Genomic DNA, 14,774 nt, shown 5'->3' on the forward strand with positions numbered 1-14,774 from the left:
TCTTGCAATCTTATCCGATTTAAAGATCATCCGATCAACAAGAATGATCAAATGATCAACAAGGCGCGCCTCGCGCCGTGCAAGGGAGGACAGGCGGATGAAGGCATCCGTGGGCGGCTACGCCCGTGCAACCGATCTGCGCCACGCGCTGGACCTGCTTGCCCGCTCGGGCGGGATGGGGCGGGTGCTGGCCGGCGGGCAGAGCCTTGTCGCCGCGATGAACATGCGGCTGAGCACGGGCGATCTGCTGGTCGACATCACGCGCATCGATGGCCTGCGCGGCGCCACGCTGAATGGCGACCGGTTGCGCATCGGCGCGCTGACGCGCCATGCCGAGGTGGGGCGCGACCCACTGATCGCCACGCACGCGCCGCTGCTGGGGCAGGCCGTGGGCCACATCGCCCATGCCGCGATTCGCAACCGCGGCACCATCGGCGGCGCGCTGGCGCATGCCGACCCGGCCGCCGAATTCCCGGCCTGCGTGCTGGCGCTGGGCGGAACCATCCATATCGAGGGGCCGGAAGGCGCGCGCGAGGTCGCGGCCGAGGACTTCTTCATCGACGTGTTCGAAACCGCCATCGAGGAGGGCGAGATCCTGACCGCGATCAGCCTGCCGGTGGCGGCAGCGGGCGAGCGGCAGGTGATCCGGGAGACAGCCCGCCGCTCGGGCGACTACGCCCTGGCCGGTCTTTGCCTGGTCAGGCGGCCTTCGGGCCATCGCGTGGCCGTTTTCAGTGCGGGCCCCAGGCCGATCCTGGCGAAGGGGGCGGCGGCTGCTCTCGATGAGGGCAAGCTCGATGACGCGGTTGCCGCGCTTCAGGACGAACTGGACCCGCCATCCGATACCCAGGCCAGCGCCGCATACCGCCGCCATCTGGCCGGCGTGCTCTTGCGCCGCGCCGTGGCCGACATCGAAGGAGAGACGGCATGACCGAGGCGTTTCGCGATCGCATCGACATCGCCCTGACCGTGAACGGAGAGCCGGTCGAGGCGCGCGTGCCCGCCGGGCGGCACCTGATCGACTTCCTGCGGCTGGACCTGGGCCTGACCGGGGCGCATGCGAGTTGCGAGCATGGCGTCTGCGGCGCCTGCACGATCCGGGTGGACGGCGAAAGCGTCCGGGGCTGCCTGATGCTGGCGGCCCAGGCCGATGGCGCCGATGTGTGGACCGTCGAGGGGCTCAGCGACACCGGGGCCGTGCGCGATCTTCAGCAGGCCTTTGTCGAACGCAACGCGCTTCAGTGCGGCTTCTGCACGCCCGGCATGCTGGTCGCGGCCGAGGAACTTCTGTCGCGCGGCACGGTGCCCAGCCGGACGGAAATCCGCGAACATCTGTCGGGCAACTATTGCCGCTGCACGGGCTACGAGGCCATCGTGGACGCGGTCGAGGGCGTGGCCATCGCGCGCGCCGGAAAGGGGGCGGCATGAACATTCCCTTCGGAAACCCGGACCGGCCGAACAGCTATATCGGCAAGACCGTCCCGCGCCCCAATGCCGGCCGCCTGGTCGAGGGGCGGGGGCGCTATGTCGACGACATCACCCTGCCGCGCATGACGCATGTCGTCTTCGTGCGCAGCCCCCATGCCCATGCCCGCATCACCGGGATCGACGCCGCCGAGGCGCTGAAGGCAAAGGGCGTGCTGCGCGTCTTTACCGGCGCCGACCTGGCCCGGGTCTGCACCCCCTGGGTTGCCGTGCTGGCGCATCTGAAGGGCCTCAAATCCCCGCCGCAGCATGCGATCGCCGTGGACCGCGCCACCTGGGTGGGAGAGCCGGTCGCGGCCGTCGTCGCCACCAGCCGGGCCGCGGCCGAGGATGGCGCGGCACTGGTCGAGGTCGGCTACAAGCTGCTGCCCGCCGTCACCGACATGCGCAGCGCGCTCGACGATGCGACGCCGGTGCTGCATGACGAGATGGGCGAGAACCTGGCCTTCCGCCGCCTGCACGAGGAAGGCGATGTCGAGGCGGCCATGGCATCGGCGCACAAGGTCGTCTCGGCCAGGTTCCGCACCGCGCGCCACACGGGCGTGACGCCCGAGCCGCGCTCGATCCTTGCCGACTGGAACCCGGCCGAGGGGCAGCTGACCGTCTGGCACGCGACGCAGGCGCCGCACATGATGCAGACGGTGTTCGCCAAGCATCTCGACCTGCCCGAAGGGCGGGTGCGGGTGATCTGCACCGATGTCGGCGGCTCCTACGGGATCAAGGTGCATGTCTACCCCGACGAGGTGGCCGCCGTCGCCATCGCCAAGGTGATGGGCCGCCCGGTCAAGTTCGTGGCCGACCGGCTGGAGAGTTTCACCACCGACATCCACGCCCGCGACCACGAGATCGAGGCGCGGATCGCGGTGGATGCCGACGGCAGGATCCTGGCCTTCGACGTGGACGACTGGACCGCGATCGGGGCCTATTCGGTCTATCCCCGCACCTCGGCGATCGAGGGGAACCAGGTCGTGAACCTGTGTGGCGGCCCCTATGATTTCGCGCACTACCGCGCCCGCACGTCCGTCGTGTTCCAGAACAAGACGCCGACCTGCCAGTATCGCGCGGTGGGCCACCCGATCGCGGTTGCCGTGACAGAGGGGCTGGTGGACATGGCGGCGGCCGAACTGGGCATGGACCCGGTCGAGATCCGGCGCCGCAATCTTTTCCCCGATGACGCCTACCCGGTGACATCCCCTGCAAAGATGCGCTTCGAGGGGCTGTCGCATCACGCAAGCCTCGACAAGCTGATCGCGCTCATGGACTACGACGCGCTGCGTGCCGACCAGGCCGAGGCGCGCAAGCGGGGCATCCACCGCGGCATCGGCATCGCGAGCTTCATCGAACTCACGAACCCCTCGCCCTTCATGTACGGGATCGGCGGGGCGCGCATCTCGGCGCAGGACGGCTGCACCGTGCGGATGGATCCAGACGGGTCCGTGGTCGCGCTGTCCGGCGTCACCGAACAGGGGCAGGGCACCGAGGCGATGCTGTCCCAGATCGTGGCCGAGGGCGTGGGCGTAACCCCCGACAAGGTGCGCGTGATCACCGGCGACACGCAGGTCACCCCTTATGGCGGCGGCACCTGGGCCTCGCGCGGGGCGGGCATCGGCGGCGAGGCGGCGCTGCAATCGGCGCTGGCGCTGAAGGACTCGATCCTCGAGGTGGCGGGCGCGATGCTTCAGGCGCCGAAGGACGCGCTCGACATCCGCGCGGGCCAGGTGGTGGACAGCGCCACCGGCGAGCCGCGGATGCCGCTGGAGGAACTGGGCCGCATCGTCTATTTCCGCGGCGACACGCTGCCCAAGGGCCTGCCGCGCGAGCTGGTGCAGACTCGGCATTTCATCACCTCGGACTATCCCTTCGCCTTCACCAACGGCGTGCAGGCCTCCTACCTGGAGGTCGATACCGAGACCGGCATGGTCACACTGCTGAAACACTGGTGCGTCGAGGATTGCGGGCGCATCATCAACCCGCAGCTGGTGGACGAGCAGATCCGGGGCGGCATCGTGCAGGGGCTGGGCGGCGCGCTTTTCGAAGAGATCCACTACGATGCCGACGGCCAGTTGCTGAACGGATCGATGGCGGACTACCTGGTGCCGATGGCGGCCGAAATGCCCGACATGGTGATCGGCCATGTCGAGACGCCGACGAAGGAAAGCCTGCTGGGCGCCAAGGGCGCGGGCGAGGCGGGCACGGCGGGTGCGCCGGCCGCGGTGATGAACGCGATCAACGATGCGCTCCGCCCGTTCGGGGCGCAGGTGACGGAAATGCCCTTCACGCCCGAGAGGATCCTCCGGGCGCTGGGGAAGATCGACGACTGAAATCGAAAAGGGCGCGGCAAAGCGCCCCTTGCCTGGGAGGAAACGGAATGACGATCAGAACACTCATGGCGGCCACCGCGATCGCGGCGCTTGGCGGCGGCTGGGCCGCGGCGCAGCAGACCGTGACGGTCAACATCGGCTCTAGCCACCCGGAAGCGAACATCTGGGTCTATGCGATGAAGAACACCTTCCAGCCGGAGGTGGACCGCATCCTTGCCGAGGGCAACGAGTACAAGGTCAACTGGGTCGAAGCCTATGGCGGCACGCTCTACAAGTTCACCGACACCCGCGAGGCGGTGATGGACGGGATCGTCGATGTCGGCATGGTCGGCACGGTCTGGGAAGGCGCGACCATGCCGCTTCAGAACGTGACCTACTTCACGCCCTTCGCGACCTCGGATCACAAGATGATCATCGACATCTTCGACGAGCTGACGGCCGAACTGCCCGAGCTGCGCGACAGCTGGACGGCGCAGAACATGGTGCACCTGTCGTCGCTGATCACCGACAGCTACGACATCTACGCGACCTTTCCGGTCACGTCGCTGGCGGATCTCCAGAACCGCAAGCTGAACGCGCCCGGCACCTCGGCCAACTGGTTGCAGCAGACCGGGGCGACCCCGGTGGATGGCGCGCTGACGACGTACTACACCAACATCCAGACCGGCGTGACCGAGGGGGCGCTGTCCTTCGCCTCGGGCATCCTGCCGACCCGCGTCTACGAGGTGGCGCCGCAGCTGACCCGCGTCGGCATCGGCTCGATGTATTTCGGCGGCATCGCGGCCAACAAGGACTTCTTCGACGGCCTGCCCGAGCCGGTGCAGGCGGCCTTCATGGAGGCGGCGAAGGCCACTTCGGCTGCGCATGGCCAGTATGTCGAGGATCTCGCGAACCGCGCCATCACCGAGATGCAGGTCGCCGGCCTGACCATCACCGAACTGCCCGATGCCGAAAAGGCCGCATGGGTGCAGAACCTGCCCAACATCATCGAGCCCTGGCTCGAACAGACCGGCGATGCGGGCAAGGTGGTTCTGAAGGCCTATTTCGACGCGCTGCGCGAGCGGGGCGTGACGCCGCTGCGCAACTGGGACGAAGGTCTCTGACACCTCTGTCCAAGGACTGACACCCGACCCGCCCGGACCCGTTCCGGGCGGGTCTTCGCAAGGGAAGGGGCGTGGCATGGCGGATGAAAGCAGCACGATCGACGACCGGGGCTACATTCCCCGCTTCGCCGATGCGCCGGTGGGGGCGGTGCTGGGCGGCGTGGCGGCGTTCCTGTCGTCCATCGGCACCATCTGGATCGGGCTTCTGATGCTGCTGATCGTGGCCGATGTGCTGGGCCGCAACTTCTTCAACGCGCCGATCACCGGCGTGGCCGAGATCGCCGCCCGTTCCGTGGTGGCCATCGTGTTCCTGCAGGTGTCGGCCGCGATCCTGCAAGGGCGGCTGACGCGCGCCGATTTCCTTCTGCGCCGCATCGGGCGTGCCAGTCCGGGCGCTGTGAATGTGCTCGAGATCGTCTTCGCGCTCTGCGGGGCGACGGTCCTCGCGGTGCTGCTCTGGGCGTCATGGCCAAAGACGGTCGAGGCCTGGGTGACGGCGGAATTCTTCGGCGTGCAGGGCGTGTTCACCATCCCCACCTTTCCCTTCCGCGCCATCACCGTGGTCGGCTGCACCGTGGGTGCGCTGGCCTGTCTCTACCGCGCCGGCCAAAGTCTGCGCGCGCTGCGGGGGGCTGCCGAATGACCACGCTTGCAATCGGCTTCATCCTGATCGCGGTGCTCGTGATCCTTGTCCTGATGGGCATGCAGATCGCCTGGGCGCTCTTGGGCGCGGGTTTTCTTGGCATCTGGCTGATCCGGGACAATCTCGACCTGGCCTTCCGCATGCTGGAACTGACGGCCTATAGCGGCATTGCCGACTACCTGTTCGCAACCATTCCGCTGTTCGTGCTGATGGGGCTTCTGGTCAGCGTATCGAATGTCGGGCGCGACACCTTCGAGGTGGCCGAGGAACTGCTGCGCCGCGTGCTCTGCGGGCTGGGCGTCGCGACGGTCGCGGCGAACACGGTCTTTGCGGCCGTCACCGGCGTTTCCATCGCCTCGGCGGCCGTTTTCACGCGGGTCGCGGTGCCCGAGATGACGCGCCACGGTTATCGCCCGGCATTCGCCGCCGGCACCGTCGCCGGCAGTTCGGTGCTGGGCATGCTGATCCCGCCCAGCCTGTTGCTGATCGTCTACGGCGTGCTGGCCGAGGTTTCCATCGGGGGCATGTTCATCGCGGGCGTGATCCCCGGCATCATGCTGGCGCTGGGCTTCGTGGCGATGCTGATGGGGCTGACGTTGGTAGCCCCCGGCTTCGTCTTCACCGACCCCGCCGCGGCCCGCGAACGCCGCACCCTGCGGGATATCGAGCCGATGCCGCTGCGGGTGATGCTGTCAAAGCTTCTGCCCATCGTGGTGCTGGTCTTCCTCGTGCTGGGCGGGCTCTACAGCGGCTTCTTCACCCCGACCGAAGCCGGGGGCGTCGGCGCCTTCGGCGCGCTTCTGGTGGCGCTGGCGCGCCGCAGCCTTGACCGCAAGCGGCTCTGGCACGTCATGAAGCAGACCGGGGCGATCTCTGTCTCGATCCTGCTGCTGCTGCTGGCGGCCAGCTTCTATTCGCGGATGCTGTCGGTCGCGGGCCTGCCCAACGCGATCGCCGACCTGGTCCGCTCGGGTGGCTTCTCGCCGGTGGGTTTCATGTTTCTCTATGCCGTCATCATCCTTCTGATGGGCATGATCCTGGACAGCACGTCGATCCTGCTGATCATGGTCCCGATCGCCGCGCCCATCGCCCAGAGCCTGGGCATCGACCTGATCCATTTCGGGATCATCACCGTGCTCGCGGTGGAGATCGGGCTGCTCACGCCACCCTTCGGGATATCGGTGTTCACGGTGCAGAACACGCTGAACGATCCGGACGTGTCGGTCGAACAGGTCTTCGCCGCGACGCTGCCCTTCGTTCTCGTGATGCTGGCCGTGCTGGTCATCGTTGCGCTGGTGCCCTCCACGGCCACGGCACTGCTCTAGCCACCAGGCGCGAGGCGCCCCCGGCGTGGGGGCGCCCGCCGGTCTCAGATGATCGCGTGACGCACCCGCGCGGACACCCATTCGCTCAGGACCACGGTGGCCAGGATCAGCAGCAGGATCATCGTCACCTGCGGCCAGGCCAGCACGTTCAGCGACGCTTGCAGCTTCAGCCCCAGCCCGCCCGCGCCGACCAGCCCCAGGATCGCGCTTTCGCGGATGTTGATGTCCCAGCGGAACACCGAGATGCCCCAGAACGCCGGCATCACCTGTGGCACGATCCCGTAGCTCAGCACCTGCGCGCGGCTGGCGCCGGTCGCCTCGATCGCCTCGATCTGGGCGCGGTCGGTTTCCTCGATCGCCTCGTAGAGCAGCTTGCCCACGAAGCCGATCGAGCGCAGCGCGATGGCGATGATGCCGGCCAGGATCCCCGGGCCGATGATCGCCACCAGAAGCAGCGCCCAGATCAGCGAATTGATCGAGCGGGACGCCACGATGATGAAAAGCGCGATGGGCCTGAGAAACGTGACCGACGGAGAGGTGTTGCGCGCAGCCATGAATGCCACCGGCACAGCAAGGATCACGCCACCGATCGTGCCCAGCGTCGCGATGTTGAGCGTGTCCCAGAGCGGCACCATCAGTTCCGGCAGATAGGACCAGCGCGGCGGCATCATGCGGCTGCCGATGTCGGCGGCCTGCCTGGGCGCGTCCTGCACGAAGATCCAGATCGTGTCCTTGGTCATCACCTGCCAGCACCAGACGAACAGCGCGACCAGGGCCAGCCAGCCGGCCCAGATCAGCAGGCGCTTCTTCGGGGTCCGGTAGGTCCAGACCTGCGAATGATGGGTTATCTCGGTCATTGCAGGTATTTCCGCAGGTGGCTGGAACTGTATTCCGCGACCATCACGATGCCGATGATGATGAGCAGGATCGCCCCGGCGCTGTCGTATTCGTAGCGGTCCATCGCCGTGTTCAGCGTGGCGCCGATCCCGCCCGCGCCCACGATGCCGATGACGGCGGATTCGCGGAAGTTGATGTCGAGCCGGTAAAGCGACAGCCCGATCAACCGCGGCATGACCTGCGGCTGCACCGCGTAGTTCAGCGCCTGCCACCACGACGCGCCGGTCGAGCGGATCGCCTCGGCCTGGGCCTCGTCGATTTCCTCGATGTCGTCGGCCAGCAGCTTGGCCAGGAAGCCGATGGTCGCGAAGGACAGCGTCAGGAAGCCCGCGAAGGGGCCGAAGCCGAACATCGCCACCAGAAAGATCGCGATGATGATTTCCTGTAGCGCGCGGCTGACCGCGATGATGCCGCGGCAGAAAAGATAGACCGCGCGCGGCGCCATGTTGCGCGCGGCGCCGATCCCGATGGGGATGGAGACCAGGATGCCCACCACGGTCGAGGTCAGGGTCATCGTCAGGCTTTCCACCAGCCCGCGCGAGATCTCGTTCCAGCGGCTGGTGAAATCGGGCTGAAGGAAGCCCGCCACGAAGCGCTGGCCGCGTTCAAGCCCGTCGGCCACGCGGGCCCAGTTCACCTCGACCGAGCCGATGGCCAGCACCAGGTAGACGAGGATTCCGACCTGCAGCGCGATGCGCCAGCGCCGGTCGGTCACGATCTGCGGCGGGCGCCGCCAGGTCGTCGGGTAGCTGGCCGTGCTCATCGGGCGATGGCCTCCAGCCGGCGGGCGGCGTCGGCCTCCGCCTCGGCCTGTTCCTCGTCGCCGCGGCGCATGGCGTTCCAGTCCTCGGCGCCGTAGATCGTGGTCAGCACGTTTTCGGTCAGCTGCTCGGGCGGGCCGTCGAACACGACCTGACCGGCGCGCAGGCCCACGATCCGCTGCATGAACTGCTGGGCAAGCGGCACGTCGTGGATGTTGACGATGGCGGGCAGGCCGCGCTCCTCGCAGATCTCGGTCAGCAGGCGCATGATCTGGCGGCTGGTCTTGGGATCGAGGCTGGCGGTGGGCTCGTCCACCAGCAGGAGCTCCGGCTCCTGCGCAAGCGCGCGGGCGATGCCGACGCGCTGGCGCTGGCCACCCGACAGGGCGTCTGCGCGCTTGTCTGCATGTTCCAGCAGCCCCACCCGGTCGAGCAGGCGAAAGGCGTTCCGGATGTCATCGGGCGGAAAGCGGCGCAGCCAGCTGCGCCAGAACGGAACATAGCCCAGCCGGCCCGACAGGACATTCTCCATCACCGTCAGGCGTTCGACCAGCGCATATTCCTGAAAGATCATGCCGATCCGCCGGCGCTGCTGGCGCAGCTGGCGCGCCCCCAGCGCCGCGAGGTCAACATCGCCCAGCAGCACCTTGCCCGAGCTTGGTTCGACCAGCCGGTTGATGCAGCGGATCAGCGTGGACTTGCCGGCCCCCGAAGGTCCGATCAGGCCGACGATCTGGCCCTTTGGAACGCGCAGCGACACATTCTTCAACGCCGCATCGCCGGTCTTGTAGGTTTTCGACAGAGCGTCGAGCTGAAGCATCGGGGAGCCTCCGGAAAATGCAGGCACGGGCGGCTGTTGCCGCCCGTGCGTCAGGCTGGTGTCGCGTGGCTCAGTTGCACTCGTAGACGACGCCATTGGCCTCGTCGATGGTGCGGATCACCGACCAGTCTTCCTGGAAGGTGATCTCGATGAACTGCTCCTCGCCGCTGCGGCCGAATTCCTCGGCCAGCTTGGTGCCTTCCCAATCGAAGCTGAAGAAAGCCTCGCGGATCTTGTCCTGGAGTTCGGGCGTCAGGTTGTGCGCCACGCCGTAGCCGGTGGTGGGGAAGGTCTGCGACTTGTAGATGCTGACGATCTGGTCGGCGCTGACGACATCGCGCTCCAGCATGCGGCCCATCACCGAGTTCGCGACCGCGGCAGCGGTGTAGTCCTTGTTGGCGACGCCCAGGATCGAGTTGTCATGCGCGCCCGAAAAGGCCGGGGTGAAGTCCTCGCCCGCGACCATGCCGAATTCGGCCTGAAGGATCGCCGACGGCGCCTTGAAGCCCGAGTTCGAGGTCTCGGAGGTGAAGGCCATGTCCTTGCCGCGCAGGTCCTCGACCGTCTCCACGCCCGAGCCGGGATAGGTGATGATCTCCATCTCGTAGCCGAAGGAGCCGTCGGCCGCGGCCATCATCGCGAAGGGGCGGAAGCCGGCGCAGGCGACGGCCAGCGGGTTCGAGCCGGTGTTGAAGCCCGCGACATGCAGGCGGCCGGCGCGCATCGCCTCGATCTGGGCGGCGTTGGACTGCACGGGGAAGAACTGGACGTTCTTGCCGGTCAGCTCGGCCATGTGGTCGAGAAAGCCCTGCCATACCTCGGCATAGACGGCCGGATCCTCGACCGGGGTGTAGGCGAAGATCAGCGTGTCGGGATCGACCAGCTGTGCCGGATCGGTCGGGATGTCGGCGATCAGGTCGCCATCGGCGTCGGTGTAGCGGTCGCTCAGCTTGAACTCGGCATGGGCCGGAAGGGCTGCGGCAAGGGCCGCGACGGCTGCGAAGGTGGCTACGGCTTTCATGGTGCTCCTCGGTTTGCTGGAGGTGTCGTGCGACGCGCGGGCTATTCGAGAAGCGTGACATCTGCATGACATTCGCGACGAAATTCGGGGACTTGACATGGCGATCCGTCACATCTGCTTCCTCTGTTCGGGAAGGATGCTTTGGGAAGCCGTTCTCTGGCAACGAAAAAAGCGTCAATGCTTCAGTTTTGTGACACTTCCGGGGCGCTCCCCGTGACCGACTGACACAGGGCCACCCGGGGTGGGGCCGGGGGCTGGCGATGTCTCAGGCGATGGCTCAGGCGATTCCGGGTCGCGGGGGGGCCGGCCGGTCCAGCACCAGCGCGTGAAACGCGGCGATCGCCTCCTCGAGCGGCCCCTCGTTGCGGATGGTGACGCGCGGGCCGAGCCCCGCGTCCAGGGTGGCGGCCCGTTCCAGCCGCGCCTCGATTTCGGCGCGGGTTTCGCGGCCCCGGCCCGCAAGCCGTGCCGCAAGGATCGCCGGCGCGGCGGTCAGGTGCACCACCGTCAGCCGCGCGCCGAAGCGCGTCCGTGCCTGGTCGAGCGCCCCGCGCGAGCCGTTGGCGATGACGCTCAAGCCGCAATCGAGCCAGGCCTCGACCTCTGTCCCGATCCCGTATGACAGGCCGTGGCTGTCCCAGTCGAGCGCGAAGGCGCCCGCCGCGCGCAGTCGGGCAAACACCTCGGGCGTGACGGCGACATGCTGTTCGGGCGCGCCGGGGATCACCGGGCGGGTAATCAGGCGGCGCGCAAGCGCGACATTGTCCTCGGGCCGCAGTCTTGCGGTCAGTCCCGAAAGCACGCTGTCCTTGCCCGCGCCCGAGGGGCCCACCAGCAGGAACAGGCGCCCGGCGTCAGCTATCGTCATGCTCGCCCCCTTCCTGCGCGGACAGCCGCGCCGCACTTTGCGGGAACAGGCCGAAGGCCAGCGGTGCGATCCCGAGGATCATCAGAAGCCGCGCGACATGGTGCAGCGTGACAAAGGCAAGATCCGCGCCGATAGCCACCGCGACAAGGCTCATTTCTGTCAGCCCCCCCGGCGCATAGGCAAGGATCACCTGGTCGCGGGACAGCCCCAGCGCCGCCTCGAGCAGGATGGCGAAGCCAAGGCCGATGGCAAGCGCGATGAAGGTGGCGCCGATCCCCAGAAGTCCCGAGCGGCGCATCTCGGGAAGCGTCGCGCCGATGAAGCGGCAGCCCAGCACGCTGCCCAGCACGATCTGCGCGGCGATCACCAGCCATGCCGGCGGCACCCCGTGCACCAGGCCGGCCAGATGCAGCCCGGCGGACAGGATCAGCGGCCCGGTCAGGGCGGCCGCGGGCAGCCGCAGCCTTGGCCCGAGCCACAGCCCCGCGATGCCGCAAAGGGCCATCAGCGCCAGGTCGCGGGGCCCGGCCAACTGGCCATCGGGTGCGACCGGCACGCCCGATACCTCGTGCCCCTCGATCACCCGGAACCACAGGGCGATCAGCGCGATCACGATGACGATGCGCAGCACATGGGCCAGCACGATGGCGCGCGCGTCGGCGCCGCGGTCGGCGCCAAGTTCCACCATCTCGGTCAGCCCGCCGGGCATGGCGCAGAGAAACGCCGTCTCGCGCCCGTAGCCGCCCACCCGCATCAGGAACAGCATCACCGAACCGCCCGCCAGCACGAGAAACCCCGCAAGCGCCGCCAGCGACAGGGTCCAGCCCGCCGCCTGTTCCAGCACCTGCGGGCTGAACCCGCCGCCCAGCAGCACGCCGATGACCGCGACCGTGTGCGGGCGGATGCGTGCGGCGGGCGCGATGGGCAGGCGCGCCAGCGCCGCCACCATCACCGCGCAAAGCGCGCCAAGCATCCAGGGCAGGGGCAGGCCAAGGGCCGAGAACAGGAACCCGCCGCCGGTGGCGATGCCAAGGCAGGACAGGACGGCGCGGGCGGGCAGAAGGCGTTGCAGGTCTTCGGGGATCAATTTCCGTATTTCTCGATGAAGGCGTCGATCGGCAGGTCGCGAATGTCCGGCAGGGCCGCGCGCAGGGCCTCGTGGCTCCAGTCCCACCAGGCGATGGCCAGCAGCGCCTCGGCCTGGGTTTCGCTGAAGCGGCGCCTGATCTCGCGTGCGGGCACCCCGCCGACGATGGTGTAGGGTGCCACGTCCCGCGACACAACCGCCCCGGCGCCGATCACCGCACCCGTGCCCACGGTCACGCCGGCAAGGATCGTCACGCCGTGGCCGATCCAGACGTCATGGCCGATGCTCACCCAGTGGTCCCTGCGCCACTGGAAGAAGTCGGCATCGTCGGGGCCCATGCCATACTGGGCCGAGCGATAGGTGAAATGGTGCTGGCTGGCCCGCCAGGTGGCGTGGTTGCCCGGATTGATCCGGGCCCCCTCGGCGATCGAGCAGAACTTGCCGATGGTGGACCACACCACGTTGCCACCCTTCACGATGTAGGAATAGTCGCCGAACCCGACCTCGCGCAGGGTCACATGCGCGCCCACCTCGGTGTAGCGGCCCAGGGTGCTGTCGATGACGGTGGCGGTGTCGTGGATCGTGGGGATGTCGCTCAGATGTTTCATGTCAGGCGTTCCATGTGCCGATGAAGCGCGAACGGATCAGGCCGGACAGCCAGTCCACCAGGTAGACCATCGCGATGATCAGGAAGATGATCGACCAGGCCTCGTCCCAGCGATAGGCCGAGATGCGGTCGCTCAGCAGGAAGCCGATGCCGCCCGCGCCCACGATGCCGAGGATCGTGCCCGAGCGGACGTTCGACTCGAAATTGTAGAGGATCACGGACAGCAGCACCGGGTTCACCTGCGGCAGGATCGCGTAGCGGATCGACTGCAACCGCGAGCCGCCCGCCGCGCGCACCCCGTCCACCGGACGTTCCGAAGTGTTCTCGATCGCCTCGGAGAACAGCTTGGCAAAGGTGCCGATCTCGCTGACCGCGATGGCCAGGATGCCCGCCAGCGGGCCAAGCCCGAAGGCGCGAATGAAGATCAGCGCCAGGATGAGTGTTTCCACCGCGCGGATCACGTCGTAGCCGCGCCGCACGCCCAGCCGCAGGAAGCTCAGCCGGTTGATGTTCTTGGCGCCAAGGAAGGACAGCGGAAAGGCGAATACAGCACCCAGCACGGTGCCGAGAAAGGCCATCGCCAGTGTCTCGCCCAGGCCGTTCAGGACTTCGGCGAAGTCTTCCCAGTTGTCCCAGACATGCGGCGGGAACATGAAGCCCAGCACGTTGCCCAGCCGTCCGATCCCCTCGACGATGCGGGCTGGCGCGAAGTTGAACGCCCACAGGCAGTAGCCGAACAGCAGGCCGAAACCGGTCCAGAGCGCGATCCGGCGCAGGCGGACGGGCAGGGGGGCACGGAACGCCTCGGGCATGCGCGCCTTGGCGCGGGCGATGTCGGTGGCGGTGATGGTCATGCGCGCTCTCCCAGTCCGATGATGCGGTGGCGCAGTCTTTCCGAGCCGTAGTCGATCACGGTCACGGTGACGAGGATGATGACGAACAGCGCCGAAAGGTCGGTGTATTCCTGAAGGCTCATGGCGGTGCGGAACTCCTGTCCCAGCCCGCCCGCGCCGACATAGCCGATGATCGACGAGGCGCGGACATTGATCTCGAACCGCAGCAGCGTGTAGCTGATCACGTTGGGCAGCACCTGCGGCACCACCCCGTAGCGGATCTGGTCGAACCAGGTCCCGCCCGCGGCCTTGACCCCGTCAAGCGGCCGCATGTCGATGTTCTCGTTCGCCTCGGAGTAAAGCTTGCCCAGCGCGCCCGCGGTGTGCAGCCCGATCGCCAGCACGCCGGCCAGCGGTCCGACCGAGAAGCAGAAGACGAAGATCAGCGCGAAGACGAGCTCGGGCACGGTGCGCGCGATTTCCAGGTAGCGGCGGGTGATCCACAGGATCGCGCGGTTGGGCGCCAGGTTGCGCGAGGCGGGAAAGGACAGCAGCAACCCGCCCACCACGCCGAACACGGTGGCCATGAAGGCGATGAGGACGGTTTCCAGCAGCAGCGCCGCCCAGGTCTTCCAGCGCCAGAACCATTCGGCCAGATCGGCGCCCAGGGTTTCCCAGCGCAGGACCGGGATCATCTTCTCGACATATTCGCCCAGGCGCGGAAGCCCGGCGGGGATGATCCAGCGCCAGTCGCGGCTGCCGTCGGGCAGGGTGACCTGCGTCACCTTGAAGAAGTCGCCCAGCCACGAGGTCCACATGAACAGGGTGAGAAAGATCGCCGTGCCGATTGCCCACCACAGGCGGGCCTGGCGGCGCCGGGCCGCATAGTCGCGTTCGAAGGCTGTGATCGTCGCGCGGGGGTGTCCGGGCGCGATGTCAGGGAAATAGGTGAACGTGGCCATGGGGATCCTGTCCTGCTGCAAACGGATGGCGCGGGCCGATG

General features: G+C 67.7%; 15 protein-coding genes. 6 read left to right on the forward strand and 9 right to left on the reverse strand.

Annotation, left to right across the window (positions count from 1 at the left end; all coding sequences use genetic code 11):
• The first annotated feature begins 97 nt into the window (after positions 1-97).
• The 6 genes from HMH01_RS07755 (at position 98) to HMH01_RS07780 (ending at position 6,877) form a co-directional block, all read left to right on the forward strand.
• On the forward strand, positions 98-931 hold the full coding sequence (locus HMH01_RS07755; protein WP_171324010.1) for an FAD binding domain-containing protein: 834 nt from the start codon (positions 98-100) through the stop codon (positions 929-931).
• Positions 928-1,428: a (2Fe-2S)-binding protein gene (locus HMH01_RS07760; RefSeq protein ID WP_171324012.1), complete on the forward strand. Its 501-nt coding sequence runs from the start codon at positions 928-930 to the stop codon at positions 1,426-1,428. The genes HMH01_RS07755 and HMH01_RS07760 overlap by 4 nt, the downstream gene beginning before the upstream one ends.
• Entirely contained in the window at positions 1,425-3,806 is a 2,382-nt protein-coding gene (locus tag HMH01_RS07765) for a xanthine dehydrogenase family protein molybdopterin-binding subunit (RefSeq protein WP_171324014.1), read from the forward strand. Before HMH01_RS07760 ends, HMH01_RS07765 begins: the two co-directional genes overlap by 4 nt.
• A 47-nt stretch (positions 3,807-3,853) precedes the next feature.
• Entirely contained in the window at positions 3,854-4,909 is a 1,056-nt protein-coding gene (locus tag HMH01_RS07770) for a C4-dicarboxylate TRAP transporter substrate-binding protein (RefSeq protein ID WP_171324016.1), read from the forward strand.
• Positions 4,910-4,985: 76 nt separating this feature from the next.
• Entirely contained in the window at positions 4,986-5,552 is a 567-nt protein-coding gene (locus tag HMH01_RS07775) for a TRAP transporter small permease subunit (RefSeq protein WP_171324018.1), read from the forward strand.
• A complete protein-coding gene (locus HMH01_RS07780) occupies positions 5,549-6,877 on the forward strand; it encodes a TRAP transporter large permease (RefSeq protein ID WP_171324020.1) in 1,329 nt (442 codons plus the stop codon). The genes HMH01_RS07775 and HMH01_RS07780 overlap by 4 nt, the downstream gene beginning before the upstream one ends.
• Before the next feature lie 44 nt (positions 6,878-6,921).
• Here HMH01_RS07780 and phnE (HMH01_RS07785) read toward each other — a convergent pair whose 3' ends face one another.
• The 9 genes from phnE (HMH01_RS07785) to phnE (HMH01_RS07825) form a co-directional block, all read right to left on the reverse strand.
• The gene (phnE, locus tag HMH01_RS07785) at positions 6,922-7,734 is read right to left on the reverse strand and encodes a phosphonate ABC transporter, permease protein PhnE (RefSeq protein ID WP_171324022.1); all 813 of its coding nucleotides are present in this window, start codon (positions 7,732-7,734) and stop codon (positions 6,922-6,924) included.
• Positions 7,731-8,537, reverse strand: a complete 807-nt coding sequence (gene phnE / locus HMH01_RS07790) for a phosphonate ABC transporter, permease protein PhnE (RefSeq protein WP_171324024.1) — start codon at positions 8,535-8,537, stop codon at positions 7,731-7,733. Before phnE (HMH01_RS07790) ends, phnE (HMH01_RS07785) begins: the two co-directional genes overlap by 4 nt.
• Complete coding sequence (gene phnC / locus HMH01_RS07795) at positions 8,534-9,355, reverse strand: phosphonate ABC transporter ATP-binding protein (RefSeq protein ID WP_171324026.1); 822 nt, start codon at positions 9,353-9,355, stop codon at positions 8,534-8,536. Before phnC ends, phnE (HMH01_RS07790) begins: the two co-directional genes overlap by 4 nt.
• A gap of 70 nt (positions 9,356-9,425) precedes the next feature.
• Positions 9,426-10,376 carry a phosphate/phosphite/phosphonate ABC transporter substrate-binding protein gene (phnD, locus tag HMH01_RS07800; protein WP_171324028.1) on the reverse strand — a complete coding sequence of 317 codons (951 nt, stop codon included), beginning with the start codon at positions 10,374-10,376 and terminating at the stop codon, positions 9,426-9,428.
• A 277-nt stretch (positions 10,377-10,653) separates the two neighbouring features.
• On the reverse strand, positions 10,654-11,244 hold the full coding sequence (phnN, locus tag HMH01_RS07805; RefSeq protein WP_171324030.1) for a phosphonate metabolism protein/1,5-bisphosphokinase (PRPP-forming) PhnN: 591 nt from the start codon (positions 11,242-11,244) through the stop codon (positions 10,654-10,656).
• Complete coding sequence (locus tag HMH01_RS07810) at positions 11,231-12,331, reverse strand: AbrB family transcriptional regulator (protein WP_171324032.1); 1,101 nt, start codon at positions 12,329-12,331, stop codon at positions 11,231-11,233. Before HMH01_RS07810 ends, phnN begins: the two co-directional genes overlap by 14 nt.
• A complete protein-coding gene (locus HMH01_RS07815) occupies positions 12,328-12,939 on the reverse strand; it encodes a DapH/DapD/GlmU-related protein (protein WP_171324034.1) in 612 nt (203 codons plus the stop codon). The genes HMH01_RS07810 and HMH01_RS07815 overlap by 4 nt, the downstream gene beginning before the upstream one ends.
• 1 nt (position 12,940) lies before the next feature.
• Positions 12,941-13,792 (reverse strand): phosphonate ABC transporter, permease protein PhnE, encoded by an 852-nt coding sequence (gene phnE / locus HMH01_RS07820; RefSeq protein WP_171324036.1) that lies wholly within the window; start codon positions 13,790-13,792, stop codon positions 12,941-12,943.
• Positions 13,789-14,733, reverse strand: a complete 945-nt coding sequence (gene phnE / locus HMH01_RS07825) for a phosphonate ABC transporter, permease protein PhnE (protein WP_171324038.1) — start codon at positions 14,731-14,733, stop codon at positions 13,789-13,791. Before phnE (HMH01_RS07825) ends, phnE (HMH01_RS07820) begins: the two co-directional genes overlap by 4 nt.
• Positions 14,734-14,774: the final 41 nt, after the last annotated feature.

The sequence above is a fragment of the Halovulum dunhuangense genome (genome assembly GCF_013093415.1).
Classification (GTDB): Bacteria; Pseudomonadota; Alphaproteobacteria; order Rhodobacterales; family Rhodobacteraceae; genus Halovulum; species Halovulum dunhuangense.

Excerpts from the sequence above, each read along its gene's own strand:
- phnE (WP_171324024.1), bottom strand. The coding sequence starts at position 8,537 with ATGAGCACGGCCAGCTACCCGACGACCTGGCGGCGCCCGCCGCAGATC.
- phnN (WP_171324030.1), bottom strand. The coding sequence starts at position 11,244 with ATGACGATAGCTGACGCCGGGCGCCTGTTCCTGCTGGTGGGCCCCTCG.
- HMH01_RS07770 (WP_171324016.1), top strand. The coding sequence starts at position 3,854 with ATGACGATCAGAACACTCATGGCGGCCACCGCGATCGCGGCGCTTGGC.
- HMH01_RS07815 (WP_171324034.1), bottom strand. The coding sequence starts at position 12,939 with ATGAAACATCTGAGCGACATCCCCACGATCCACGACACCGCCACCGTC.
- phnE (WP_171324036.1), bottom strand. The coding sequence starts at position 13,792 with ATGACCATCACCGCCACCGACATCGCCCGCGCCAAGGCGCGCATGCCC.
- HMH01_RS07765 (WP_171324014.1), top strand. The coding sequence starts at position 1,425 with ATGAACATTCCCTTCGGAAACCCGGACCGGCCGAACAGCTATATCGGC.
- HMH01_RS07775 (WP_171324018.1), top strand. The coding sequence starts at position 4,986 with ATGGCGGATGAAAGCAGCACGATCGACGACCGGGGCTACATTCCCCGC.
- HMH01_RS07760 (WP_171324012.1), top strand. The coding sequence starts at position 928 with ATGACCGAGGCGTTTCGCGATCGCATCGACATCGCCCTGACCGTGAAC.
- HMH01_RS07755 (WP_171324010.1), top strand. The coding sequence starts at position 98 with ATGAAGGCATCCGTGGGCGGCTACGCCCGTGCAACCGATCTGCGCCAC.
- phnE (WP_171324038.1), bottom strand. The coding sequence starts at position 14,733 with ATGGCCACGTTCACCTATTTCCCTGACATCGCGCCCGGACACCCCCGC.
- phnD (WP_171324028.1), bottom strand. The coding sequence starts at position 10,376 with ATGAAAGCCGTAGCCACCTTCGCAGCCGTCGCGGCCCTTGCCGCAGCC.
- HMH01_RS07780 (WP_171324020.1), top strand. The coding sequence starts at position 5,549 with ATGACCACGCTTGCAATCGGCTTCATCCTGATCGCGGTGCTCGTGATC.
- phnC (WP_171324026.1), bottom strand. The coding sequence starts at position 9,355 with ATGCTTCAGCTCGACGCTCTGTCGAAAACCTACAAGACCGGCGATGCG.
- phnE (WP_171324022.1), bottom strand. The coding sequence starts at position 7,734 with ATGACCGAGATAACCCATCATTCGCAGGTCTGGACCTACCGGACCCCG.